Annotated in this window: 22 protein-coding genes; 11 read left to right on the forward strand and 11 right to left on the reverse strand. The window is 62.9% G+C overall.

The annotated features are described in order from the left end of the window. Positions 1-16: 16 nt before the first annotated feature. Complete coding sequence (locus OKA05_RS21480) at positions 17-316, reverse strand: hypothetical protein (protein WP_264489249.1); 300 nt, start codon at positions 314-316, stop codon at positions 17-19. Positions 317-560: 244 nt separating this feature from the next. Here OKA05_RS21480 and OKA05_RS21485 point away from each other — a divergent pair, with 244 nt between their 5' ends. Next, positions 561-1,010: a type II secretion system protein GspG gene (locus tag OKA05_RS21485; protein ID WP_264489250.1), complete on the forward strand. Its 450-nt coding sequence runs from the start codon at positions 561-563 to the stop codon at positions 1,008-1,010. A gap of 113 nt (positions 1,011-1,123) precedes the next feature. Here the strand turns inward: OKA05_RS21485 and OKA05_RS21490 are convergent, their stop codons facing one another. From OKA05_RS21490 to OKA05_RS21510, 5 genes are all read right to left on the reverse strand, one after another. Beyond that, on the reverse strand, positions 1,124-2,842 hold the full coding sequence (locus OKA05_RS21490; protein WP_264489251.1) for an ABC transporter ATP-binding protein: 1,719 nt from the start codon (positions 2,840-2,842) through the stop codon (positions 1,124-1,126). A gap of 51 nt (positions 2,843-2,893) precedes the next feature. Beyond that, entirely contained in the window at positions 2,894-5,038 is a 2,145-nt protein-coding gene (gene mdoH, locus OKA05_RS21495; protein WP_264489252.1) for a glucans biosynthesis glucosyltransferase MdoH, read from the reverse strand. Then, positions 5,038-5,628 (reverse strand): hypothetical protein, encoded by a 591-nt coding sequence (locus tag OKA05_RS21500; RefSeq protein ID WP_264489253.1) that lies wholly within the window; start codon positions 5,626-5,628, stop codon positions 5,038-5,040. The genes mdoH and OKA05_RS21500 overlap by 1 nt, the downstream gene beginning before the upstream one ends. Beyond that, positions 5,604-7,154 carry an OpgD/OpgG family glucan biosynthesis protein gene (locus tag OKA05_RS21505; protein WP_264489254.1) on the reverse strand — a complete coding sequence of 517 codons (1,551 nt, stop codon included), beginning with the start codon at positions 7,152-7,154 and terminating at the stop codon, positions 5,604-5,606. The genes OKA05_RS21500 and OKA05_RS21505 overlap by 25 nt, the downstream gene beginning before the upstream one ends. 260 nt (positions 7,155-7,414) lie before the next feature. Beyond that, complete coding sequence (locus tag OKA05_RS21510) at positions 7,415-7,777, reverse strand: hypothetical protein (protein ID WP_264489255.1); 363 nt, start codon at positions 7,775-7,777, stop codon at positions 7,415-7,417. Between the two features lie 241 nt (positions 7,778-8,018). On the opposite strand from OKA05_RS21510, the gene OKA05_RS21515 reads away from it, so the two are divergent. Next, positions 8,019-9,227: an NAD(P)/FAD-dependent oxidoreductase gene (locus tag OKA05_RS21515; protein WP_264489256.1), complete on the forward strand. Its 1,209-nt coding sequence runs from the start codon at positions 8,019-8,021 to the stop codon at positions 9,225-9,227. A gap of 183 nt (positions 9,228-9,410) precedes the next feature. Then, on the forward strand, positions 9,411-9,647 hold the full coding sequence (locus OKA05_RS21520; protein WP_264489257.1) for a hypothetical protein: 237 nt from the start codon (positions 9,411-9,413) through the stop codon (positions 9,645-9,647). A 12-nt stretch (positions 9,648-9,659) separates the two neighbouring features. Here the strand turns inward: OKA05_RS21520 and OKA05_RS21525 are convergent, their stop codons facing one another. Together OKA05_RS21525 and OKA05_RS21530 are read right to left on the reverse strand one after the other, a co-directional pair. Next, positions 9,660-10,463 carry an SDR family oxidoreductase gene (locus OKA05_RS21525; RefSeq protein WP_264489258.1) on the reverse strand — a complete coding sequence of 268 codons (804 nt, stop codon included), beginning with the start codon at positions 10,461-10,463 and terminating at the stop codon, positions 9,660-9,662. Positions 10,464-10,530: 67 nt separating this feature from the next. Continuing rightward, entirely contained in the window at positions 10,531-12,351 is a 1,821-nt protein-coding gene (locus tag OKA05_RS21530; protein ID WP_264489259.1) for an alpha-amylase family glycosyl hydrolase, read from the reverse strand. A 260-nt stretch (positions 12,352-12,611) separates the two neighbouring features. On the opposite strand from OKA05_RS21530, the gene OKA05_RS21535 reads away from it, so the two are divergent. The 3 genes from OKA05_RS21535 to OKA05_RS21545 all read left to right on the forward strand — a co-directional run bounded on the left by OKA05_RS21535 (position 12,612) and on the right by OKA05_RS21545 (position 14,976). Further along, complete coding sequence (locus tag OKA05_RS21535; protein WP_264489260.1) at positions 12,612-12,869, forward strand: hypothetical protein; 258 nt, start codon at positions 12,612-12,614, stop codon at positions 12,867-12,869. A 22-nt stretch (positions 12,870-12,891) separates the two neighbouring features. Continuing rightward, positions 12,892-14,601 (forward strand): 4-alpha-glucanotransferase, encoded by a 1,710-nt coding sequence (locus tag OKA05_RS21540; protein ID WP_264489261.1) that lies wholly within the window; start codon positions 12,892-12,894, stop codon positions 14,599-14,601. A gap of 177 nt (positions 14,602-14,778) precedes the next feature. Continuing rightward, positions 14,779-14,976, forward strand: coding sequence for a hypothetical protein (locus OKA05_RS21545; protein ID WP_264489262.1), 198 nt, complete (start codon positions 14,779-14,781; stop codon positions 14,974-14,976). Between the two features lie 28 nt (positions 14,977-15,004). Here OKA05_RS21545 and OKA05_RS21550 read toward each other — a convergent pair whose 3' ends face one another. Both OKA05_RS21550 and OKA05_RS21555 read right to left on the reverse strand, forming a co-directional pair. Then, entirely contained in the window at positions 15,005-16,198 is a 1,194-nt protein-coding gene (locus tag OKA05_RS21550; protein ID WP_264489263.1) for an alpha/beta hydrolase, read from the reverse strand. Positions 16,199-16,251: 53 nt separating this feature from the next. Beyond that, a complete protein-coding gene (locus OKA05_RS21555) occupies positions 16,252-16,692 on the reverse strand; it encodes a host attachment protein (protein WP_264489264.1) in 441 nt (146 codons plus the stop codon). A gap of 251 nt (positions 16,693-16,943) precedes the next feature. On the opposite strand from OKA05_RS21555, the gene paoA reads away from it, so the two are divergent. The 5 genes from paoA (at position 16,944) to OKA05_RS21580 (ending at position 21,521) form a co-directional block, all read left to right on the forward strand. Next, the gene (paoA, locus tag OKA05_RS21560) at positions 16,944-17,612 is read left to right on the forward strand and encodes an aldehyde dehydrogenase iron-sulfur subunit PaoA (protein ID WP_264489265.1); all 669 of its coding nucleotides are present in this window, start codon (positions 16,944-16,946) and stop codon (positions 17,610-17,612) included. After that, positions 17,609-18,562 (forward strand): FAD binding domain-containing protein, encoded by a 954-nt coding sequence (locus OKA05_RS21565; protein WP_264489266.1) that lies wholly within the window; start codon positions 17,609-17,611, stop codon positions 18,560-18,562. The genes paoA and OKA05_RS21565 overlap by 4 nt, the downstream gene beginning before the upstream one ends. Before the next feature lie 3 nt (positions 18,563-18,565). Next, positions 18,566-20,830, forward strand: a complete 2,265-nt coding sequence (gene paoC, locus OKA05_RS21570) for an aldehyde oxidoreductase molybdenum-binding subunit PaoC (protein WP_264489267.1) — start codon at positions 18,566-18,568, stop codon at positions 20,828-20,830. A 199-nt stretch (positions 20,831-21,029) separates the two neighbouring features. Then, on the forward strand, positions 21,030-21,260 hold the full coding sequence (locus OKA05_RS21575; RefSeq protein WP_264489268.1) for a hypothetical protein: 231 nt from the start codon (positions 21,030-21,032) through the stop codon (positions 21,258-21,260). A gap of 63 nt (positions 21,261-21,323) precedes the next feature. Next, the gene (locus OKA05_RS21580) at positions 21,324-21,521 is read left to right on the forward strand and encodes a hypothetical protein (protein WP_264489269.1); all 198 of its coding nucleotides are present in this window, start codon (positions 21,324-21,326) and stop codon (positions 21,519-21,521) included. Positions 21,522-22,195: 674 nt separating this feature from the next. Here the strand turns inward: OKA05_RS21580 and OKA05_RS21585 are convergent. Then, positions 22,196-22,765, reverse strand: coding sequence for a hypothetical protein (locus OKA05_RS21585; RefSeq protein ID WP_264489270.1), 570 nt, complete (start codon positions 22,763-22,765; stop codon positions 22,196-22,198). Positions 22,766-22,959: the final 194 nt, after the last annotated feature.

Raw genomic sequence — 22,959 nt, forward strand, 5'->3', positions numbered from 1 at the left:
CCAAGGCAGGAACGATTTAATCCAACGGAAACTCGCCGTCTTCGCCAATGCCTACCCACTTCAGCCGGCCGAAGGCGCGCAGGATCGCGGGGGCGAGTTCCTCGTCTTCATCTTCCGCGTGTTCGACGGTGGCGGAGCTGGTCAGCCCGCGCATCGACTCGATGCTGATGACCGTGCGTGACCCTTCGAAGTGAATCCAATCGCCCCAGTTCTTTGACTCGTGGCGCGGGTAGAGCTTCTCCTTGCGGAGCGCATCGACGACTTCCTTGATCGTGCAGGGTTCTTCGGACTCGGGCAGTTGCAGGACGGTTTCCATGTGCGGGCAGCGAGCGTGGACAGGATTGTTTGGGAATGGAAGCTTCACATTGTCGCGAATACAAGCCGGGTCTTTCTGGTGAAAATGCGGGCGGCTTTTCGTTGGCGTCACTTTGAGATTGCCACCGACAAAGTACCGGGGGGCCGGTGTTCAAGATGCAATGGGTAAGTTCTTAACGTTGCTCTTGCTTGCGGCGATTCTGAGTAGCCCTGCTGTGGCAAGCGGAAGTTTCTTCATCGGCGACATGGGGTCCACTTCATCAGCCCTCAAGATGTTCAAGCTGAATGCCGGGAGGTATCCGACGGAAGAGGAGGGCCTGATGGCGCTGATCGAGAAGCCCGCGACCTATCCGGAGAACAAGCGATGGCAGAGGATCATGGACCGGGTGCCGCATGATCCTTGGAATCGTCCCTACCAATACGCGGCGATTGGCGATTCAACGAAAATAGATCGGCCACCTTCGTGGACATTCGATGGCATGGGCCTCTACTCATTCGGTCCGGATGGCATCTCGAATTCGAAAGGGAACGACCCGGACGATTATAGTTCATGGGACGAGTCGTCCTGGGACAGGAGGTCTTCGTTTGAGCGTTGGAAGGATTCGCCCGCGGCTGGCGACACGGGGATAGCGATTGTTGCGGTGTTGGTGTGCGCCGGGTTGCTCCGCGTGTGGCACGTCAGGGCAAGCAACTGAGCGAGAAACTGGGAGCGCGGAATTTATTCCGCCTCTATTTGGTGTGGCCGGCTCGGGGGACCATTCGGGCGGAATGAATTCCGCGCTCCCAGTGGCCTCGTTACTTCGGCGATCTACTCGCGGATCGAGGCTTCGCAGAGACGCGCATAGAGACCGCCTTGGGCTAGCAGTTCATCGTGGCGGCCTTTCTCGACGAGGGCGCCGTCCTGGAGCACGCAGATGAGGTCCGCCTTGCGCACGGTGGAGAGGCGGTGCGCGATGACGAAGGAGGTGCGGTCGGCGCGCAGGGTCTCGAGCGCTTGCTGGACGAGGCGTTCGGTTTCGTTATCGAGCGCGGAGGTGGCCTCGTCTAACAAAAGGAGCGGAGGGTTCTTGAGGAGGGCGCGCGCGATGGAGAGCCGTTGCTTCTCACCGCCGGAGAAGCGCACACCGCGTTCGCCGGCGACCGTGTCGAGTTGCTCCGGCAGCTCGCGGACGAAGCGGGCGGCATTCGCATTCTCCAGCGCAAACCAGATCTCGTCGTCGGTGGCATCCGGCTTCGCAAGAAGCAGGTTCTCACGGAGGCTGCTGTTGAAGAGGAAGCTCTCCTGGGTGACGTAGCCGGTGTGGTCGCGGAGCCATTCCTTGGAGAGCGATTCGATCTCGTGGCCATCGAGCAGGATCTTGCCGCGGTCGGTTTCGTAGAAGCGGGTGAGCAGGTTGAGCACCGTGGATTTGCCCGCACCGGTGGGGCCGACCAAAGCTACGGTCATGCCGGGCTCGGCGATCAGGGAGATGCCCTGCACCGCGGTCGAATCGGTGTCGTAGGAAAAGCCGGCGTTCCTGAACTCGACGCGTCCGGCGAACTTGGCCGGGCGTTCGCCTTCGGTGAGGTTCATCTCATCCGGCAGGTCGAGGATGTCGAAGACGCGCTTCGCCGCCACCTTGCCACCGAGGAAGATCTGGGTGAGATTGTTGATCCGCGAAATGGGATCGAACAGGAACGGCCACGCCATGAGGAAGGCCATCACCGTGCCCTTGCTGACCGAGCCGTCGAGAAACCATAGGGCACCGCAGCCGAGCATGAGGATGATGCCTGACTCGGCCAGCAGCGAGACGCCGGGCCAAACGATGGCCTGGCCTTTCATGACGCGCATGTGCTTCTCGCCCACGCGGCGGCTGGCGGCATCGAAGCGGTTGAGCGCCTCGGGTTCCACGGTGTAGGCCTTGATCTGGCGAATGCCGGCGAGGTTGTCGTGGAGCAGCGCATTCAGATCGGCGGAGGCTTCGGACGATTCACGCCAGCGGGGCTCGGCGCGCCGCGAGTAGATCGTGGTGATGAGTCCGATGATTGGCAGCGGTGCAAGCGTGACCAAGGTGAGCTGCCAACTGTTATAAAACATCCAGCCGGCCATGATGGCGAACTGGAGGACGGCGGGAATGGCCTGGTCGATCGTCTCCACGATCACGCGGTCGGTGGTCGGCACGTCGCTCGCCACGCGCGACATGATTTCGCCTGACGAGTTCGTATCGAACCACTTGATCGGCAGCCGCTGGAGCTTGTTGTAGAGCGCGGTGCGCAGATCGTGGATCAGGCGCTGCTCCATGGCGTTGTTGCCGTAGGTGCGCAGCGTGAAAAGAACCTGACGCAGGAAGATGGCCCCGATGCCAAAGGCCCCGGTCTGGAAGAGCAGGTCGCGGCGGCCCTTGTCCATCACCTCGTCCACCAGCACTTTGGTGACCGTTGGCAGCACCAGCACCAGCACCGTGCAGACGACCGCCATCAGGAGGGAGATGAGCGCTCGCCACGGGTAGGCGAGGGCGAGTTTGAAGACGCGCAGCAAAACGCTCATAGCATCAAGAAGCCTGAGGAGGAAGAGGAAGCAAGCGAAGCCTTCGTTCCGCTACTCGCCATCGTATCCCGCGTCGAGGCGGTGGCGATAGCTTTCGACTGCTTGGGTCCAGGTCGCGTGGATGCCTTCCGCCGGGCGCAGCCAGACGGCGCGGTGGAGCATCAGCATGCCGGGCGCGTCGTAGAGGAGTTCGCTTTGCTCCGGCTTGGACAGTGTCTGCCAGCCATCCATCAGGCAGCGCTCGACGACGGCTTCTTGCCCGGACGTCATCTCGCCGGGCTCTAGCAGGGAAACGTGGACGCCATTGACGTAGGGGTCCACCACTGCGGCGATCACACCGTGGCGTCCGGGAGCCGTGGCATCCAGCGCGGGATCGACCGAGGCCTTCGCTACATCGGCGAGCTTGAGGACGTCCGGCGGGTTGAGTTCTTCCGGCGTGGCGAGGATCTTGTTCCTGAGCAGGGCCTTTCCCCAACGCGCCCGGCTGGTCCACACGGAGACCGGGATGCTGAGGATCAAGCCTAGCAGGATGGGCGACATCCACGCGGCGAAGACCGGGCTGATGTACCAGGCGAGTGCCGCCCAACAGAGGCCGAGGATCGTGGGCATGGCATGGACGGTGGCCGCCTCGCTCCAAGAGGTGCCGTCGGTCTCGCGGTTCTGGCTGCCCCAGCCGACGGCGTGGCCGAGCACGATGCTGGCGACGATCATGGTGTGAGCGACCATCACGCAAGGCGCGAGCAGCATGGAAAGGATCGTTTCCAGCAGCGAGCCGATCACCAGCGGGAACATGCCGCCGAATGATCGCCGCACCCGCGGGACGAGGATGGCCCCGATGACCGCGAGGATCTTCGGCAGGAAGAGCAGCGAGAAAATGAAGACGGTAAGGATCAGGCTCTGGGTATTCCCATCGATCTTCAGCCAGCGGTCCACCGGGGTGCCGTCGAAGGGCAGGTTGCTCAGTTGGCTCCCGGCGCGGTCCCAGGCGATCCAAGTGCCGAAGATGAGGAACAGGAACCACAGCGGGCTGCCGAGGTAGGCCATGATGCCCATGAAAAGGTGGGCGCGAACGGTCAGCGGCAGCTTGCGGGCGAAGATCAGCCACAGGTGCTGGAGATTGCCCTGGCACCAGCGGCGGTCGCGCTTGAGGTGGTCGATCAGGGTCGGCGGGGCTTCCTCGTAGGTGCCCTCGATGTCCCAGGCGAGCCAGACTTCCCAGCCCTGCGAGACCATCAGCGCGGACTCCACGAAGTCGTGGCTGAGGATCTTGCCGCCGAAGGGTTCGCGACCGGGAAGGTCGGGCAGCTCGCAGAAATCCGAGAAGGGCTTCACGCGGATCAGCGCGTTGTGACCCCAGTAGCTGCCACCGCCGAGCTGCCACCAGTTCAGCCCGCGGATGAAGAGCGGACCGTAGAGCCGCATCGCGAACTGTTGGAGGCGGGTGAAGATCGAGGAGCCGCGGATCAGCTTGGGCGGGGTCTGTAGGATGCCGAGATTCGGATACGCTTCCATCACGCGGGTCATCTTGAGGATGTCCCCGCCGTCCATGAGGCTGTCCGCATCCAGCACCACCATGGCTTCGTAACCGCCCCCCCAGGTGCGGACGAAGTCGCCGATGTTGCCGGCCTTGCGGTTCGAGTTGATCTTACGACGCCTGTAGTAGATGCGGCCGAAGCCGCCGAGCTTGCGGCAGAGGTTCGTCCACGCGGTTTCCTCCAGCACCCACAGGTCGAGGTCGCGGGTATCGCTGAGGATGAAAAAGTCGAAGGACTCCAGATGGCCGGTGGCCTCGATCGACCGGTAGATTGCCTCGATGCGGGCGCAGAAGCGGCTGCTGTCCTCGTTGTAAACCGGCATCACCACCGCGTAGCGGCGGGTGAGGGGAGCGTCGCCCGCCTCCTCGGCGAGCTTGGTGATGCGCACCGCCTGCTTCTTTCCTAGCAGGATGTCCCAAGCGCCGAAGATGGCATGGAACGAACCAAGCACGAGCAGCCCATTCAGGATGAAGAAGACGATCAGCAGCAGCCCGTGGGCGCGGTGCAGTCCCATCCGCTCGAAGATGGTGTAGAGCCAGTAGGTCGCGGCGATATTGACCACGACCACGCTACCGAAGAACACCAGCCGCCGCAGCCCCGCCCGGAACGGGTTGAAAAACGGGCGGACCTGCTTGGGCGAATCTGGGGAGGTCTCGGCCATCACTCAAAAAAGAAGAACCACAGGGTGGCCCCGACCAGCGCCAGCAGGAATAGGGCGAACATTCTCCGCACGATCGGACGGCGGTCCATGGTTTCCCACCACTGGGCGGCACCCTCGCCGATCACATTCAATTCAAGCGGCTGGGGCAGCATGGTAAGCTGGGCGAACTGGGGACCGGCGGCGAGGTAGGACTTGCGCATCGCCTCGGTGAATGCCGGCGGCCATGGCTGCGGGGTGAGGAAGACGCCCTGCCACTTTCCCGGCATGTCGGCGAGCAGCAGCGCGAGACGACCGCGGGCGGCGAGGCGGCGGTGTTCCAGCGGCTCCTCCAGCACTTCCTGGGTCCAGCTCGCGATTTCTGTGAGGGTCTCCTCCATCGCCAGCACGCGGGCCGGGACGCCGGGTTCCCTCGCACCGCGGGCGGAGGCACGCCACAGGATCGCGCGCACCAATTCGGCGACCAGCAGGCGGTTGCGCAGCCGCAGCGCCTGCAGATAGGCCTCCACCGCCGCGTAGGCTTCTTCCCACTCCGAAAGCTCGGATTCGCTCAGCGGCCGCAGCGTTTCTAGGGGATGATGCGGTAGGCCCATGTCTCTGTCAGGAAATCCTCGCCTTTTTTCAGGCTGCAACGCAACTCCTGCGGCCCCACGTCCGCGAGTTTTCCGCCCTCCGCGGCGGGGGCGATCTGGAAGGCAACCCTCCAGCGGCCTTCAGGTAGCGGCTGAACTGCGGTGCCTTGGATCTTGATCTTGGTGCCGGCCTCGCCGAGCGCGGTGATGACGGCCACGGGCGGATCGCCTTCCCATTTCTCCAGAGGGCCGCCAGCGAACTCGATCGCCATGGTCCGCTGCTCCGGCTGCCAGTCGTGCAGGCCGGTGCGGGTCGCCACCACGCGGCCACCCGCGTCAGCGGGATCTTCCGCCATGGTCCAGTGCTGCTTGTAGGTGAATTCGATGCGCTCGCCGGGCTCCGGGATGTGCGAGGGCTCCCACATCGCCACGGTGTTGTCGGCGAGCTCATTGTGGGTGGGGATTTCCATCAGGACCACTTTTCCCGAGCCCCAATCGCTGGTCGGCTCGATCCACAGGGAAGGCCGTTTTTCGTAAGCCGCTTCGCCATCCTCGTAGGCGGCGAACCGGCGGTCGCGCTGGAGCAGGCCGAAGCCGCCGCACTTTTCCATCGGGAAGACGCTGAACTCGAGCCGGCCGGTGTCGTTGGAAATCGGTCGCCAGATGCGCTCGCCGCTGCCCATCCGGATCGCCAGCCCGTCCGAATCGTGGACTTCCGGGCGGAAGTCATCGAAGCGGCGGCGCGAATTCTCGCCAAACCAGAACATGCTGGACATGGGGGCGAGGGCGAGGCGCTTCACCGCCTGCCGCGCGTAGAGCGCGGCACGGACCGTCACGACCGTATTGTCGCCGGGCTGGATGATGAACCCGTAGGCCCCGGTGTACGATGGCCCGTCGAGCACCGCGAATAGCATCGACGCCTTGTCCTCCGGGACCGGCTTGCGCATCCAGAAGTCGCGGAAGCGCGGGAATTCCTCCTGTGTGCCTTCAATCCCCGTGTTCACCGCGATGCCGCGGGCGGAGATCCCATAGTGCTGGTTCTTGCCGAGCGCCCGCCAATAGCTGGCGCCCTGGAAGACGGCCAGCTCGTCGAAGTAGTCCGGCCGGTTGAGCGGGTGGTGGAGCCGCACCCCGGCGTAGCCCGCGTCCGGCGGCAGGTCGCCGCGCTGGCCGACCAGCGAGCCGTAATTGAAAAAGGCGTCGGTCAGCCGGATCCGCTGAACGTGGGTATCGGTGTATTCATGCACCCCCACCGGCTCGCGGAACAGGTAGCCGGGATGGAACAGCATGGCCCGGAAAGGCAGGTTCTCCGCCGCCCACAGCGCCCGCTCCGGCACGAAGCGGATGTCGCGATACTGGTCGTAGGAGAGGTTCTTCATCCAGTCCGGCAGCGCTTCCTTGTTCGGAGCGGCGTACGGCTGGGCGGCCAGTTCGCGGGCGCGCTGGTCGATCTTCTCGAAGGTGATATCCTCGCGCTCCCAATCCTGCCCGGAGGCGAGCGGGGCCAGGATCAGCGCGGCCGTTAGATGGGTTATGCGTTGAAGCACAAGCCAGCGGATATCCGGTCGCGGGTTTCTGTCAATCCGCGGTTGTGGGACGGCCTGTAAGACTTTGGGAAAACCCGCGTAACGGCGCGTTGCTTTCCGCGATGGGATGGGCATGGTAGCTGGCTTTGACGCTCCGGCATGATCTTCTGGATCTCTCCCGAGACCTTTGCCAAGAATGGCTCCTGCAATCATCGGCATTTTTTTACCGGGAGAGTGCGAGACCGCACTGAATCGCAGCTTCGAGGGAAGCCTCAAAAGATTTATCGCTTCTCAAGGCTCCTTAAGAATTCATTTGCACGCCGCTCTTCCTCTTTCATTGTGCCTCTCATCATTTCGATAGACTCTTCGGCGAGCGCATCGGCGGCGGCGGCCGGAAAAATTGCGGCGTGGCGGGCCTTCACTTTCTCCAGCTTGTCTTTTTGCTCACGCAGAGTTTCGGTGCGAACCGCGACTTCGCCAGCGGCAGTTGCTTCGCCCAAGGCAATCTCAGCTTGTGCATATTCGTATGCCGCGTCCCTAATTTCCCGATCGGCGGCTGTGATTTCGGAGGCTGAGGGCGGGGGCTGGGGCCGCTTGCAGGCTCCTATGACAACAAAGGAGACGAGAAAGACTAAAAATCGCATTCGGAAATGCTGGATAGCACTGCATTGAAGATCCGGCCATCGCATTTTCTTCCTTTTTTACAGGGCCTTTCGTTTGAATCGATCGACACCACTACCGGGTGTCCGACGAAGGATGTTAGTCCTGCGGATGGGATGCCTTTACGCCTGAAATGACGAGATACTGAGCCCTACCGCGCGCTAGGAGTAAGCGCGAATCCCTTGGTCTTGTTGGAAATCCGCCGCTTCTGGCGGATGCTGGCGCATGGATCTGGTTTCCTCGCAGCCCTTCTGGCTTCTCAAAAATGGCCTGCCGGAACTCTACCCTCCTTTGGAAAGGGACGAACGCTGCGATGTGGCGGTGATCGGCGCGGGGATCACGGGGGCGCTGATGGCGGAAAAGCTGACCAGCGCGGGGCACAAGGTGATCGTGCTCGATCGCCGGGACGTGGCGACGGGGAGCACCAGCGCGAGCACGGCGCTGCTTCAGTATGAGATCGATCGCCACCTGATCGAGCTTGAGGAGCAGTATGGCGAAGAACTCGCCCGCACCGCCTACCTCGCGTGCTACGAGAGCGTCTCCCTGCTGGAGGAGCGGGTGAAGCGGCTGGGGCTCGATGACTCTGGCTTCGTGAGCCGGGACAGCATCTATCTCGCCTCGCGCCCGCGTGACGCCAAGGTGTTGGAGGCGGAGGCGGCGGCTCGCGAGCGTGCCGGGATTCCCGTGGAGATCTGGCACCGGGCGGATCTGCTGGATCGACTGGCCGTGGACCGGTCTTGTGCCCTGCACTCCACCCGCGGGGCGCAGGTCGATCCCTACCTGCTGGCGCATGGGCTTCTGGAGGAGGTGGTGAAGCGTGGCAGCGGCGTTTACGACCGCACCGCCGTCAGTTCGGTGGAGGTCACCCGCAGCGGGGTCACCCTGCGCACCGACCGCGGGCCGGTGGTGCGGGCCAAGCGATTGGTGGTCGCGGCGGGCTACGAGGCCGGGAAATTCATCGACCTGCGGGGGCGGGTGGATCTCAACAGCAGCTTTGCGATCGCCAGCGAACCTTTGGCAGCGGGCGCCGGATGGTGGCGCGGCGCCATGATCTGGGAGAGTTCGCGACCGTATCTCTACTGCCGCGAGGTCAGCGACGGGAGGATTTTGGTGGGCGGGGACGACGTCCCATTCCGCACGCCGGCAGCCCGCGACGCGATGATTAAGGCGAAGGCGAGCCGCTTGGAGCGGCGTTTCCGCAGGATGATGCCAGCGCTGGAGTGGGAACCGGCCTTCTCGTGGGCCGGCACCTTTGCGGAGACCCGCGATGGCTTGGCGTATATCGGGAGCTGCCGGGATCATCCCTTGTGCTACTTCGCGCTGGGGTTCGGCGGAAACGGCATCGTCTTCTCCGTGATCGCGGCGGAGATCATCTGCGACGACTTGGTGGGGAAGGTGCACCCGTGGGCCAAGGCGTTCCGATTTGACCGGTGAGATCGTCATCCTACCGCGCGATTTGCAGGGGTTGGACTCAAACTGCATCGCCTCCCACGTGATCCAGATGGCTTCCGGCGAGCAATGGGATGACCAGGGTTCGTTTATGGCGCTTGGCACCTTTGCTGCGAGGGGGGTGTTAGCATGAACGATCCCTTTCCTTCGAATCCATCTCAAGCACCCGTGCCGCCCCTGTTCGATCAGGCGGGCTCGGTGGAGCGCGAATCGCCCGGAGAAGCTGCTGCACGCGCGGATACTTCCGCCCGAATTGCCAGCGTGAGGGAAGGCCGCGATCCTAGCGTGCCTCCTGTTTGCCAATCGATGACCCGCTTTGTGAAGGAGCATCCTGTCCTCTCCGTCGGCCTTGCCTTCGGGCTCGGCATCGTGGCGGGGAGTTGCGCTGCGACGATGGACACTTGAAGTCGCGGTGCCTTATCCCTGAAGAAGGGATTGGGCTCCCTCGATGTAAATTTCGGTGCCGGTGATGTGGGCTGACGCGTCGGAGGCAAGGAAGGCAATCAACTGGGCGACTTGTTCCGGCCGGCCCGGTCCGCCGCCCGTCAGTGGCACATCGCCATCCGGGAATTCCACCGGGAGATGCAAGTCTTGTAGGCCGCGTCGCTCGGTGCTGTCGTCGATGTTGGTCTCGATCGCACCGGGACACACCGCGTTGACGCGGATCTTGTCCTTGGCGAGTTCGAGGGCGGTCATTTTGCAGAAGGCCACCTGCGCGGCCTTCGAGCACGAGTAGGCCGTGGCCCCGGAGTTGCTGAAGACGCGGGTGCCATTGATGGAGGAGATCACGATCACGGAGCCGCCGCGGCGTTTCAGGAAGGGCAGGGCGAGCTTCACGGTGAGGAAGGTGCCGCGGAGATTGATGCCGATGGTGGTGTTCCACTCATCGACTTCCAGCTCCTCGAGCGGCGCCCACACGCCGTTGATGCCAGCATTGGCCACCACGATGTCGATGCCGCCGAATTTCCCCCCGATAGCTTGGATGGCGTCCGCCATTTCGGTGGCATCGCTTACGTCGGCGGCCACACAGTAGACCTTGTGCTCGGCGCCGAAGGACATCTCCTCAGCCGCTTTCTCCAGATCACTGAGGTCTCGACCAATGATCGCGACTCGCGCTCCCGCTTGGGCGAACAAGGCCGCGGCGGCCTTGCCAATTCCCGAGCCTCCACCGGTGATCACCGCTGACTTGTCGCGAAAATCGAAGCTGACGTTTTTGCTCATCGGTTTGCAGTCTTGCAGAACCCGTGCCCTCTCAAGGTGCTGGTCATTCCCGGGTCATGGTCGGCTCTTATTCCTCCCAGCGGTCGCGCCACTTGGCCGCGCCTTCCGGTGTCACCAGCCGGCGGCGCACCACGCGGTTCTCGCGCTGCGGGGTTTCAATCTCGCCCCCGGGGAAGATCACGTATTTGTAGCCGATTGCAGAGCCTGCTGAGGCCTCGAAGGGGATCTCGCCGAACCACGTGTTCGAATTAATGCAGTCGAGGTGATAGGCTCCTCGGAGATCCCATTGCCCCAATTCCTCGCAATCGCCGATCACGGCGAGCCGATCGCCGGGTTTCGTCGGAGCACCATTGATCTGGAGTCGGATCACAGCCTTCGCTTCCACTGGATTTCCGCGGATGGCGAAGACCCGCGCGGATTGCTCGGGAAGCTCCACGGTTGCGCGGCCGTCTTGCAAATGGAGTGTCTCGCCGGAAAGCAGGCAGGTGTGGTCGCCGTCGGGCAGCTCCAGCCCCTCCAAGTCAAGCTGGCGCGCCGGACCTTTATTCAACATCACCAGGCAACGCGAATCCCGGTAGCAGCGCGTGAAAACGTAGGAGTCGGCATCCACCCATTTCGGCCAGTTGTTACCGAGTTGCACGGCTTGGTTATTCCGGCGCTCCCCGGCAAGAATGCCGATGATGCGGGTCGCTTCCGTCGGCTCCCACGCATTCATCATCGGGCGGTTGTAGGGGTCGTCCCCGCCATCGGTGTCATCGTGAAGATACTGCTCGCAGCCATAGTAGAGGCAGGGAATGCCGCGGGTGGTGAGGAGCAGGACGAGCGCGAGTTCCAGCAGCCGGTCGGATACCCCGAGCGATTGCAGGCGGGGCATGTCGTGATTCTCGAAGAACGTCACCAACTCGGTGGCTCCGGCGTAGTGACCGTCGAGATCGAAGATCCTCTGGACGCAGGTGAAGCCGTCCCCGGCACCCGTGAAGCACTCGCGGACGGCCTGGCAGAAGCCGAAGTCGAGGAGCGACATGCCGGCTTTGTTGGCGAACTCGACCGAGGTTGCGTTATCGGGGCTGTTGTAAATCCATTCGCCGAAGCGGAACACGTTTGGATTGGCCACGCTGATGTCGGAGGTGAATTCCTGCCAGAACCACAAGGGCATGTGCTTCACGGTATCGATGCGGATCGCGTCGATTCCCTTGCCAATCCAGAGCTTAATCGCTTCCTTGATGTGGTTGCGGTAGAGGATGTTGTTTTCGTTGAACGTGGCTAGCCCGGCGAGTTCGCAGTTCTGCACCTGCCAGTCATCGCTCCAGTCGGTGACCTCGCCATAGTGGTGGTACCAGTGGGCCTGATCGTTGTCGAAGTCGGCGATGAGCTTGCCATCGTCGTAGAGCTTTCCCTTGCCGCGCTCGGTGGCGGGGGAGCTGTGATTGCAAACGATATCGAGCACGAACTTCATATCGCGTGCGTGCAGGTTCTTCAGCAGCTTGTCGAAGGTGGTGTCGTCGCGGGTGAAGAGGCGCTTTTCGTTGGGATGATTCATCCAGCGCGGGTTGATGCGCTTGAAGTCGCGCGTCCAGTATCCGTGGATAGGAGCCCGGGGCACGTCGCCGAGGGCCATCGCCTCGACTTGGTCGAAGAGCGGAGTGGTCCAGACGGACGAGATTCCGAAGGAGTGCAGGTAGTCGAGCCTGTCCATCAGTCCCTGGAGATCCCCGCCCCAGTACTTGTGCCAATCCTGGCGAGAGGCGTCGAACATTTCATCGTCTTCGCGGTCCTTGCCGGGATTTCCCTCGGCGAAACGATCGAGCACCAAAAAGTAGATGGTTTCAGCTCGGAATTCCACGTCGGAGCCGGCGAGCACCCCGAGGTCGATAGTTGATTCAGGCATAAGGTGCCCGCCATTTTGCAAATCGCATGCCCGGGACTTTTCCCCGGTGTGATGAGGAAAGGAGGCGGCGGGATGGCTTCTTGTGGAAGCAAAATGCAATCATCCCTGCCGACTTCTGCATGCCGGTGAAGGTTCCCGTCCCGGGGAATGCGTGGCGGGCCGGGGGGAGGGCAGGCAAAGCGGCGGCACGTCTTCCGCTATTGCTGTCCGGGCGTCGCGCGCGACTGTGCCGGAATCTTCCCCACCCACTCCTCTTCATCATGAATGCGATCGATCAACCACCGAAACATTGTTCCCAGCCTTCGGAATGCGAACCGGGAGATTGGGTCGAGCCGCAGGACGTGCCGGACTGGCCTGAAGACGCCGAGATCCACGCCTATGTCCTGCCCGGCCAAGTGATGGTGCAGCCCATGCAGCAACTGCCGGCGACGGTGCCCCTCATGAGCTGGACCTTTCACCGCGAGCGCGTGCCCGGCGACTCGGGGTCGGAGGTGACGGTTTGGGTCCGCCAGGCATGAACGCTTCCGAGTAACTCCAAGCATGAATACCACGGTATTGGATAAACCAAGAGCCGGGCTGCTGGTTCCGGTTTACGCACTGCGGCGCAGCCACGACCTCGGCATCGGCGACACCGCGGCGGTGGTGGAAGCGATCGACTTTGCCGCCGCGCACGGCTTCTCCGTGCTGCAGTTGCTGCCGGTTCACGAAACCTTCGGCGACCATAGTCCTTACAATCCGATCAGCTCACGGGCACTCTCGCCGGCGCTGCTCACGCTCGCGCCCAATGAGGTGCCGGGCTTGACGCACGCGATGCTGGAGCAGGCCGCGCCGGAGTCCTGGCTGCTGCAGCTCCGCAGCGGGAATGTCCGCCAGCAGGCGGTGCACGCGCTCAAAACCCACATCCTGCTGGATGCGTACTTTCAATTCCGGGAGCTGGAATCACCGGAGTCTCAGGCGGAGTTCGCGGAGTTTCGCCAGAGGCAGGCAAGCTGGCTCGATGGCTACACGCTGTTCCGCCTGCTGGTCCGCGAGTATGAAGGAAACACGGAGTGGGCGGATTGGCGGCCGGAGCACCGCAGCTACGAAAGTGCGGCAGCGTGGTTGCTCCAGCACCCTGCGCGGGAAAGCTTGGAGTCCCTGCGCGCGGGCTTCGCCTTCATCCAATGGATCGCATGGCGGCAATGGAAGGCGGTGCGCGCTCACGCAGAAATCAAAGGCGTGAGGATTATGGCCGAGATGTCCTTCGGCGTGGGCCTCAACAGCGCCGACGTCTGGGCAAACCCGTCGCTCTTCGACACCGACTGGAGCCTCGGCACCCGCCCGCTTGCTCACTTCGACACCACGCAGGATGCCCGCCAGTGGGGCCAGAACTGGGGACTTCCCGCCTACCGATGGGAGAACCATCGCTCAAGCGGCTTCGCGTGGCTGCGCGGTCGTATTGCATGGCAAAGGGAGTTCTTCCACGCCTGCCGGCTCGATCACCTGCGTGGCTACTTCCGCGCCTACATGTTCCCTTGGCCTGGCGGCGCACGTCATGTCGAATTCTCCGCGCTCACCGAGCAACAGGCCGCGGAACGCACCGGGGGCTTGCTGCCACGCTTCGTGCCGGGACCGGACGACGAGCCTGCTGCCGCCGGCATGAACGAACTCCAGGGACGGGAAATCATCGGTCACTTGATCGAGGCTGCCGGCGAGATGGACTTGGTCGCCGAGATCATGGGGGAAATGCCGGACTACATGCACCGCACGCTCGAGGATCTCCAGCTCGCCAATCTCTCGTTTCCCCAACTGCTGAGGAATCCCGATGGTGCGATCATCCCGCCATCGCAATTCCGCGAGCTGAGCCTGGTGACTTACGCCAATCACGACAACGCGCCGCTGGCATCCCTCTATGTGCAGGCCCAGGCAGAGCCGGACAGCCGCACGGCGGAGGATGTCGGGGCATTGCTTGAATTCGCGGGATGGAACGGCCCGTGGCCCGCGGCGTTGGATGACGAGTTGCTCGGGAAACTGCAGAAGGGCCTGTTAGAGACGCGGGGGCGTCTGGCGGTCTTGATGGCGAGCGATCTCCTCGGCGTGCCACTGCGATTCAATCTGCCGGGCAGCTACGGTCGTGGAACGTGGAGCGATCGCCTGGAGCAGCCGCTCGCGGAACTCGTCCGCCATCCGGTCTATGGTCCTCGGATCGCGCGGGTCGCCGCCTGGATCGATGAAAGCGGGAGGAATGGCGCGACCGAAGGCTCTCCGTGAGCAAAGAAGTGAGCCGGGCGAAAAACTTTGTCCTGATCGAAGTCGTGAGAAGTTCGATCATGTAGGACTCGGAATCGTCCGGCTCTGGAAAGACATTCGCACTGAAGCTCGATGGCGCAAACGGAATGTGCGGGGAAAAATGGCAAAGCCGGAATGCCGCCTGCTAGGAAGGTGAGCATGAAGGCCAAGCCCGCCACGGATGATCGCAATCTCGTCGCTCACGAAGAGGCCGCGAACGAGGTTGCGGAGTTGAGGAGGAAAGGTGTCCACTGCCACATTGAGGAGACCGCTGATGGTCCGTCGCCGGTGCATGTGGTGGAGGATTCGAATCCGGACGAGTCTGCCACAAAGGCATTCCCGAGGCCACGACAGTGACCCCGGGAAGAGAGGCAGGTTTGTTGCCTTAATCCACCGGGGGTGCCTCGGCAGCGGGCTTGGGAGCGGCGACGCCGGGTTGCTTGCCGGCAAACGCTTCCTTCAAATTCTCCGCAGCGAATCCCATGGCTTCGCCTGCCTTGTCCACGACCGCGCCCATGCCGAAGAATTCATGGGTGACGCCTTCGAAGTTACGGCGCTCCACCGGGACGCCGTCCTTTTCAAGCTTGTTGGCCAAGGCTTCTCCTTCTGATCGCAGCGGGTCGATGTCTGCAGTGATCACCGTGGTGGATGGCAGACCTTTCAGACTCTCCGCGGCCAGCAGGTTGATCTGGTGGTTCTTCCAATCTTCCTGCTTCGATAGGGTGTGGTCGAAGAACCACTTCATCAGCGCGGCATTCAGCGGCTTGGCGTCGGCATGCTGCCGGTAGGATTCGGAGGACATCGAGGTGTCCGCCACCGGATAGACGAGGACTTGGTGCACCGGCATCTGCATGCCCTTGTCCTGAGCCATCATGGAAAGCGCGACGGCCATGTTGCCACCCGCGCTTTCTCCAACGACGGCAATGCGTGAGGCGTCGCCGCCCCAGCGCCCAGCGTTCTTCATCGCCCACTGGTAGGCGCCGAAGACGTCCTCATGCGCCGCCGGGAACTTGTGCTCGGGTGCTTGGCGATAGTGGGTGGAAATCACCAGCGCGTTGGTGGCATTGCATAGGGCGCGAGGAGTGGCGTCGTAGGTGTCCAGATCGGCGATCACCCAACCGCCGCCGTGGATGTAGAGGATGACGGGATGCGGGCCGTCGCCTTCCGGCTTGTAGATGCGTCCTTTCACATCGTGGCCGGTGAGTTCGAGGTCGATGTCGTCGACCTTGGCGACCTCTTCCGGCCCCTTCTTGTCCTGCTTTCCCATCACTTTCCTGACTGCGTTGGCCGGCGTCGGTTGTTCGCGGGCGTCTTCGGGTTTCAGGGAAACAAGGGGCTTCCCTCCCAGCGCGGCGAGCTCATCGAGCACGGCCTGCATCTGGGCATCGGGTTTGCCCACGGGGCGGGCTGCTGCCGCGCCGGGAGATGGTTCGATGATTTCGGTTTCGCGTTCGAGCTTTCGCGCGGCGCTCTCGGAATCGGGCACGAGTTCCTCGGTCTGAGCGATCGACGCTCCCACCATCATGGCGGTGGTCAGCAGGCGGACGGACGGTGGCAATAAGCGGTAATGTGACTTCATGGCTAACCCGCTTTCGCGGATGCCGTGCCAATCCATCGTGCCCGCCTCCTTGATCAGCCTGTCGCGTTCTCAAACGCTTCCTTCACGTCTTGCGGCGAGGAGTTCACCAGATCGCGCCGCACCTGAGAGCCCAGCCGTTCCAGCGCGTCACGGGAGACGAAGTCGAGGAGCGCACCGTGGATCTCCGACGGAGCACAGAGGCCCCAAGTCGTGACGCCCTCCCTCTTCAGCAGTTTGTCGACTTCCTCGGCGATCTTGCGGAAGCAGCGGACTTCCATTTCCGCCACCAGCGGCATGCGCTCGGCTGAGCTTGTGCCGACGCTGCCCGTGTTCGGAAAGGCACCCGCTTGGTCGGTCACCAGTTCGGAGATCTTCTTGTTGCCCTCCTTGAACTCGGTGGTGGAGAGCAGGCGAGGCCGGCCGGCTTCGTCGGTGAGATAGGCGAGCAATCGACCGCGATCGGTCACGACGAGCAAGGATGGCAATGGTTTCATGGTGGTGGGTGGTCAGGTATTTGAATTTTCACCGCAATTCGTGTTCCGGGAGGAAGCAGCGGCCGGATCGCGGTTCTTGACGCAGTTTTGGGCCGAGCTCATCCGACGGGCAGGATTTGGCTGTGTGCCGATTGCGCGAGACGCTTGCAATTTGCCGTGATGCCTCGCGGGCGTTTGCGAAGACACCAACGGCTTCACGTAAGGGTTAGGCGATTCGAGCGCTGGCACTTTTTCTGCGAGATGTCGCGGACATGAATGAATCCGAAGAGGCCGGAGCTTCGCGCGGTGACTTCACCCGGCGGAAGTTCATGATCGCCGGCACTGCCGGAGTGGCTGCGGGCGGCTTGTCCTGGCAGGTCGCCGCGCAAACGCCGACGAAAAGTCCGCATGAGCCGCGACCACAGCCGGTGATGGCGAAGGTTTCCCTGACCGTGAACGGAAAGGCCGTGGAACTAGAGGTGGACACCCGCACTACCTTGCTGGATGCCTTGCGCGAGCACCTGCACCTGACCGGCACCAAAAAAGGCTGCGACCAGGGACAGTGCGGCGCATGCACCGTGCTGGTGGGCGGACGGCGGATCAATTCCTGCCTGACCCTGGCGGTGATGCATCAGGGCGATGAAGTCACGACGATCGAGGGCTTGGGCACGCCGGAGAAACTGCACCCGCTGCAGCGTGCCTTCGTAAAATGCGACGGCTTTCAATGCGGCTACTGCACGCCAGGCCAGATTTGTTCCGCCGTGGCGATGCTGGATGAGATCAAGGACGGCATTCCCAGCCACGTGACCGCCGACCTGACGGCGGCACCAGAGTTCAATATCGCCGAATTAAAAGAGCGCATGAGCGGCAATCTCTGCCGTTGTGGAGCTTATTCGAACATCGCCGAAGCGATCACCGAGGTTGCGAACGCCCGATCATGAAACCTTTCACTTTCGAACGCGCCAGCACGCCGGCGGAGGCAGCGGCCGCAGCAGCCAAGCATCCCGGTGCCCGCTTCGTGGCGGGGGGGACCAACCTGCTCGACCTGATGAAGCTTGAGATCGAAACGCCGCCCCATCTGATCGATGTGAACGGCCTGAAGCTCGACACCATCGAGACCACCGACGACGGCGGGCTGCGCATCGGCGCGCTGGTGCGCAATACCGACCTCGCCGCGGACCCACGGGTGCGCCGTGACTACGGCGTGCTGTCGCGGGCGTTGTTAGCAGGGGCCTCCGGGCAGCTCCGCAACATGGCGACCACCGCGGGCAATCTCCTGCAGCGGACGCGCTGTCCCTATTTCTACGACACGAACCAGGCCTGCAACAAACGCCAGCCGGGTAGCGGATGCGCGGCGATCGGCGGGGTCAGCCGGCAACTCGCGATCCTCGGCGTGAGCGACGCCTGCATCGCGACCCATCCCAGCGACATGGCGGTGGCGTTGAGGGTGCTCGACGCCACGGTCGAAACGATTCGAGCCGATGGCAAGACGCGCGCCATCCCGATCGCGGAGTTTCACCGACTGCCAGGTGATGAGCCGCAGATCGAGACGGTGCTGGCACCGGGCGAACTGATCACGGCGGTGACCTTGCCGAAGTCGCTGGGTGGCATCCACCTTTACCGGAAGGTGCGCGACCGCGCCTCGTATGCCTTCGCTCTGATTTCGGTGGCGGCGGTGATCCAGCGTGATGGCAGCGGCCGCGTGGCCCTGGGCGGTGTGGCAGCCAAGCCGTGGCGTGTGGAGGCAGCCGAGGCGCTCTTGCCGGAGGGTGCGAAGGCGGTTGCGGCGCGCTTGCTGGAAGGCGCGAAGCCCACTGCCGAAAACAAATTCAAACTGAAACTCATCGAGCGCACGCTGGCGGCGGTGCTGGCAGAAGCGAAAGGAGCCTGAGCCATGAAATTCGACACACCCGCCAAGGAGAATCCGATCGACCAGGGAAAGATCGTCGGCAAACCGGTGGACCGCATAGACGGACCGCTCAAGGTATCCGGTACCGCCCCCTATGCCTATGAGCGCCACGACGTGGTCGCGAACCAGGCCTATGGCTGGGTCGTGGGCTCGGCGATTGCCAAGGGCAGCATCGTTTCCATCGACTTGGCCGCGGCGAAGGCCGCTCCCGGAGTAATCGCGGTGGTGACTGCGGAGACGGCTGGCAAGCTCAAGAAGGCGAAGCGCAATACTGCGCCGCTGCTGGGCGGGCCGGAGATCCGGCACTACCACCAGGCGATCGCATTGGTGGTGGCAGAGTCGTTCGAGCAAGCCCGGGCGGCGGCGAATCTGGTGCGCGTGGATTACGCGAAGGAAAAAGGATCGTTTGATCTGGCGGCGGTGAAGGATGGAGCGCCGATGGCCAGCGAAGTCAATGGCGAGGCTGCGGCTAGCAAGGTCGGCGATTTCGCCGGTGCTTTCGCCGCGGCACCCGTGCAGCACGATGCGACCTACACCACGGCGCATGAGTCTCACTCGATGATGGAACCGCACGCGACGATCGCGGCGTGGGAGGGCGACCGGCTCACGTTGTGGACCTCCAATCAGATGATCGCGTGGAACGTGGCGGACATGGCCGAAACGCTCGGTATCCCGAAGGAAAACGTGCGGGTGATGTCGCCCTACATTGGCGGCGGCTTTGGCGGGAAGTTGTTCCTGCGGGCGGATGCACTGCTGGCAGCGCTGGGAGCGCGGGCGGCCAAGCGACCGGTGAAGGTGACCTTGCCGCGTGCGATGATGCCGAACAACACGACCCACCGCAGTGCCACCATCCAGCGCATCCGCATCGGGACCGCACGGGACGGCAAGATCACTGCAATAGGGCATGAAGTTTGGTCGGGCGACCAGCCCGGCGGCGGGCCCGAGGCGGCAGCGATGCAAACGAGAGCGCTCTATGCCGGGGATCACCGGCTCACCTCTCATCGGCTGGCCGTGCTGGATCTGCCGGAAGCGAATGCGATGCGGGCACCGGGCGAAGCCCCAGGCCTGGCCGCTCTGGAGATCGCGATCGACGAGACGGCAGAAAAGGTCGGCATGGATCCGATCGAGTTCCGCATTCTCAACGACACCCAGGTGGTGCCGGACAAGCCCGCCCCGCCGGCATCTGCCGACGCCCCGCCAAAGAAAGAAGGGGAAGCCAAACCGCCGGAACATCCGCCCTTTTCCCAACGTCAACTCGTCCGGTGCCTCCGCGACGGCGCGGAGCGGTTCGGTTGGGAGAAACGCAAGGCCAAGCCTGGCCAGACGCGCGAAGGGAATTGGTTAATCGGCTACGGCGTGGCTGCGGCGTTTCGCAACAGTCTTCTCATGCCCTCCGCAGCGCGGGTGCGCCTCGATGACAAGGGCGTGGTCACGGTGGAGACCGACATGACCGACATCGGCACCGGCAGCTACACCATCATCGCCCAGACCGCGGCAGAGATGTTAGGCGTGCCGTTGGAAAAGGTGGTGGTGAAGCTGGGCGATTCGAGTTTTCCGGTATCCTGCGGTTCCGGGGGCCAGTGGGGCGGCAATAACTCGACCTCCGGCGTGTATGCGGCGTGCGTGAAGTTGCGCGAGCTGATCGCGAAGAAGGCCGGCTTCGATGGAGACGATCTGGAGTTCGCAGACGGCGAGGTGCGACAAGGCGGCAAGAGCGTGGCGCTCGCCAAGGCCGCTGGCGAGGAGGGCTTGGTCGCGGAAGACGGGATCGAGTATGGAGACCTCGACAAGAAGTACCAGCAATCGACCTTCGCCGCGCACTTTGTAGAGGTCGCTGTGGATGCCTTTACCGGCGAGACGCGGGTGCGCCGGATGCTCGCCGTCTGTGCAGCGGGTCGCATCCTCAATCCCAAGACGGCACGCAGCCAGGTGATCGGCGCGATGACCATGGGCGTGGGTGCCGCCCTGATGGAAGAACTAGCGGTGGATACGCGGCTTGGGTTCTTTGTGAATCACGACCTCGCCGGATACGAGGTGCCGGTGCATGCGGACATCCCCCAGCAAGAGGTGGTGTTCCTTGATGAAACCGATCCCATTTCATCGCCGATGAAGGCGAAGGGGGTGGGAGAGCTCGGGATCTGCGGCGTGGCCGCCGCGGTTGCGAACGCAGTCTACAACGCCACCGGCGTGCGGGTGAGGGACTATCCGGTGAAGCTGGACAAGCTCCTTGAGGGGCTGGAAGAGGTCTGAAGGCTTCTCTGCCGCGGCTATGGACTCGAGAGACTTTCGGGCGACTCATCGCTTCGGACTAAGCGGATCACGTACGCCAGGTTACGGGAGAATTTTGAGCGCGGAGGCGTATGCTTTAATTCAAGTTTCGTGAGCCCCTCCCCATGCCGGGGGGGGTGATTGAAGTGGCCACTACCGGCTCCCATCCTCTTCCCCGACAATGCCTCAGGATATTCCAACGAACTCTCCCAATCAGCTTCCAAGGTGGGTGGAGGAGTCGCTTGTAAAGCAGCTCAAGACGCAGTTCCCGCAGGAAGCCGAGGACCGTATCGTCAATGCCTTGAAGCGATCTGCAGATTCGATGCAGCAGACCTTCAATCTCGCCGCACTGTTGGCCGCCGCGAGCGCGATCATCCGTGATCGTGAGACCTGGCACGGCACCGCCAGATGATACCGGGGTCGGCCTAGGCAGCTTTCGTTCGACAGGGGATTCTGCCCCAGCGAGATTGGCGGGATGCCGACGAAGCTTGAGAAGGAACTGAAGCGGGAGATCCAGATCTCGAAGAAGCCCTACGTGCTCCGGATCGACCCAAACGGCCTGAAGCTCACCGAGAAGGGGCATCGCAACGGAGTGGAATTGTCGTGGGAGGATCTGACGAGCGGCGAGGCCGCCTTGGCGGTGGCGCTGAATGCCTCGGTCAGTGCCAAGTGAGGCAGTGAACTGCCCGCGGCTTACTTGGGTTTCAGCCGCGGGCATACCATTTCACGATACGCACCTGGAAAAAGGAGGTGCCCGCAACTCCTCCCAAAGCTACGGGCACCCAGCTAGCGCTGTTGAGGAGAACATACGCCGGAGTTGGTGTGCCGCAAGTGATACTAGGTGCGGAAATTACGAAGCGGTGTGGGTGATGTCAGAGTTGCGGCGACGCTCGTAATTTCCCGACCGTGCTGTGGTTTGCTTTTACAGCCGGAAGGAGGATCAGTGGGGCAACGCTTAGCATGCGTTCGCCCCTTTCCAGGAGTAGTGTGCATCATGGTAGCAAGAGCCCGTGGCCGGAATGCCAAACCCAGGCCGGCCGCGGGTTTCCCTTCACCGCCAAACGTTCATTCTCTCTCAGCCCTATGAAATTCATCAGCCGCATTCGACTGGAGGATGGTCCGGAGGACGGTCGCGTTTTGACGCGCCCGATGTTGGACGAGCTGTGTGCGAGTGAAGGTGAGATCACGGACGATATCAGCCTCTACGTGGATGAGAGTTCACCATCGACGCGACGGCCGGTTCCGGTGTTGTTGGGGCGCTACTGTTTGGGCCGTGTCGAGCGCGGTACCGCGACGTATCGATGGCAACCGGCGTAGTCTTCTCCTGCAGGATCTCGCATTTGGCTTTTATCGGGCGACCGAGGTTGTGGCAGTGCGTCGCTCCGAATCGATCAAGGACTCGCGGCCGTGGAGGATCCGCCGCTCTTCCATCGCGTCACGTTGACGGATGGCTTCGAGTTCCAGCTCGGCGAAGTCGATTTCGTCCCATTCAGGATAGGCCGGTGCGATCTCCATCAACATGACCCACAGCAGGCGTTTGCCTTGGATGCCCAGCGTCAGCATTTCGAGCGCCTCGAACATGCCGAGTTCGCCGGGCTTGAGGCCTTCCCACAGCAGCTTCAACTTGCTCGCGCTGGCGGTGAGCTTTCCGGTCGCTTGCAAGGCGGCGCTTTCCTCCAAGCCCGCGCTGGCCAGCAGGTGGCGGAGCCGCTCTTGATCCCCTTCCACCTCTGCTTTGAGAGACTCGAAGAAGGCGGTTTCAGCGGGATCATCCTGGCGGGTGGCGAGTTCGTCGATCAATCGGATCGCACCGGCCGAGCCGGCGAGGTGGTCATTGAGGTAGCGTTGCAGGTTGTGGTCCATGGTGGTGGTTTCGGTGGCGTGGAGGCTCCATCGCAGGCGGCATGCCGCATCCACGGGTTCCGCAACGGCTACTGGGTCTCGATCCCCCGGGCCGTCCTGCGGGTAATACTTCGGCTTGCAATCGGCAGGGTCCGGGCGTGGAGCGCTTGCAGAATGCAAATCGAAGAGCCTCTCCAAGGGACGCCGTTTCCGGATCAAGCCTTTTGCAACTTGCAGGGTGGTCCGCCCATAAGGGTGTGGCATGCGAA

The sequence above is a fragment of the Luteolibacter arcticus genome, assembly GCF_025950235.1.
Lineage (GTDB): Bacteria > Verrucomicrobiota > Verrucomicrobiia > Verrucomicrobiales > Akkermansiaceae > Haloferula > Haloferula arctica.

Coding starts and splice junctions, on each gene's coding strand:
- paoC (WP_264489267.1), top strand. CDS start 18,566: ATGAAATTCGACACACCCGCCAAGGAGAATCCGATCGACCAGGGAAAG.
- OKA05_RS21490 (WP_264489251.1), bottom strand. CDS start 2,842: ATGAGCGTTTTGCTGCGCGTCTTCAAACTCGCCCTCGCCTACCCGTGG.
- OKA05_RS21500 (WP_264489253.1), bottom strand. CDS start 5,628: ATGGGCCTACCGCATCATCCCCTAGAAACGCTGCGGCCGCTGAGCGAA.
- OKA05_RS21525 (WP_264489258.1), bottom strand. CDS start 10,463: ATGAGCAAAAACGTCAGCTTCGATTTTCGCGACAAGTCAGCGGTGATC.
- OKA05_RS21550 (WP_264489263.1), bottom strand. CDS start 16,198: ATGAAGTCACATTACCGCTTATTGCCACCGTCCGTCCGCCTGCTGACC.
- OKA05_RS21515 (WP_264489256.1), top strand. CDS start 8,019: ATGGATCTGGTTTCCTCGCAGCCCTTCTGGCTTCTCAAAAATGGCCTG.
- OKA05_RS21580 (WP_264489269.1), top strand. CDS start 21,324: ATGCCGACGAAGCTTGAGAAGGAACTGAAGCGGGAGATCCAGATCTCG.
- OKA05_RS21535 (WP_264489260.1), top strand. CDS start 12,612: ATGAATGCGATCGATCAACCACCGAAACATTGTTCCCAGCCTTCGGAA.
- paoA (WP_264489265.1), top strand. CDS start 16,944: ATGAATGAATCCGAAGAGGCCGGAGCTTCGCGCGGTGACTTCACCCGG.
- mdoH (WP_264489252.1), bottom strand. CDS start 5,038: ATGGCCGAGACCTCCCCAGATTCGCCCAAGCAGGTCCGCCCGTTTTTC.
- OKA05_RS21480 (WP_264489249.1), bottom strand. CDS start 316: ATGGAAACCGTCCTGCAACTGCCCGAGTCCGAAGAACCCTGCACGATC.
- OKA05_RS21575 (WP_264489268.1), top strand. CDS start 21,030: ATGCCTCAGGATATTCCAACGAACTCTCCCAATCAGCTTCCAAGGTGG.
- OKA05_RS21510 (WP_264489255.1), bottom strand. CDS start 7,777: ATGCGATTTTTAGTCTTTCTCGTCTCCTTTGTTGTCATAGGAGCCTGC.
- OKA05_RS21540 (WP_264489261.1), top strand. CDS start 12,892: ATGAATACCACGGTATTGGATAAACCAAGAGCCGGGCTGCTGGTTCCG.
- OKA05_RS21555 (WP_264489264.1), bottom strand. CDS start 16,692: ATGAAACCATTGCCATCCTTGCTCGTCGTGACCGATCGCGGTCGATTG.
- OKA05_RS21530 (WP_264489259.1), bottom strand. CDS start 12,351: ATGCCTGAATCAACTATCGACCTCGGGGTGCTCGCCGGCTCCGACGTG.
- OKA05_RS21565 (WP_264489266.1), top strand. CDS start 17,609: ATGAAACCTTTCACTTTCGAACGCGCCAGCACGCCGGCGGAGGCAGCG.
- OKA05_RS21485 (WP_264489250.1), top strand. CDS start 561: ATGGGGTCCACTTCATCAGCCCTCAAGATGTTCAAGCTGAATGCCGGG.
- OKA05_RS21545 (WP_264489262.1), top strand. CDS start 14,779: ATGAAGGCCAAGCCCGCCACGGATGATCGCAATCTCGTCGCTCACGAA.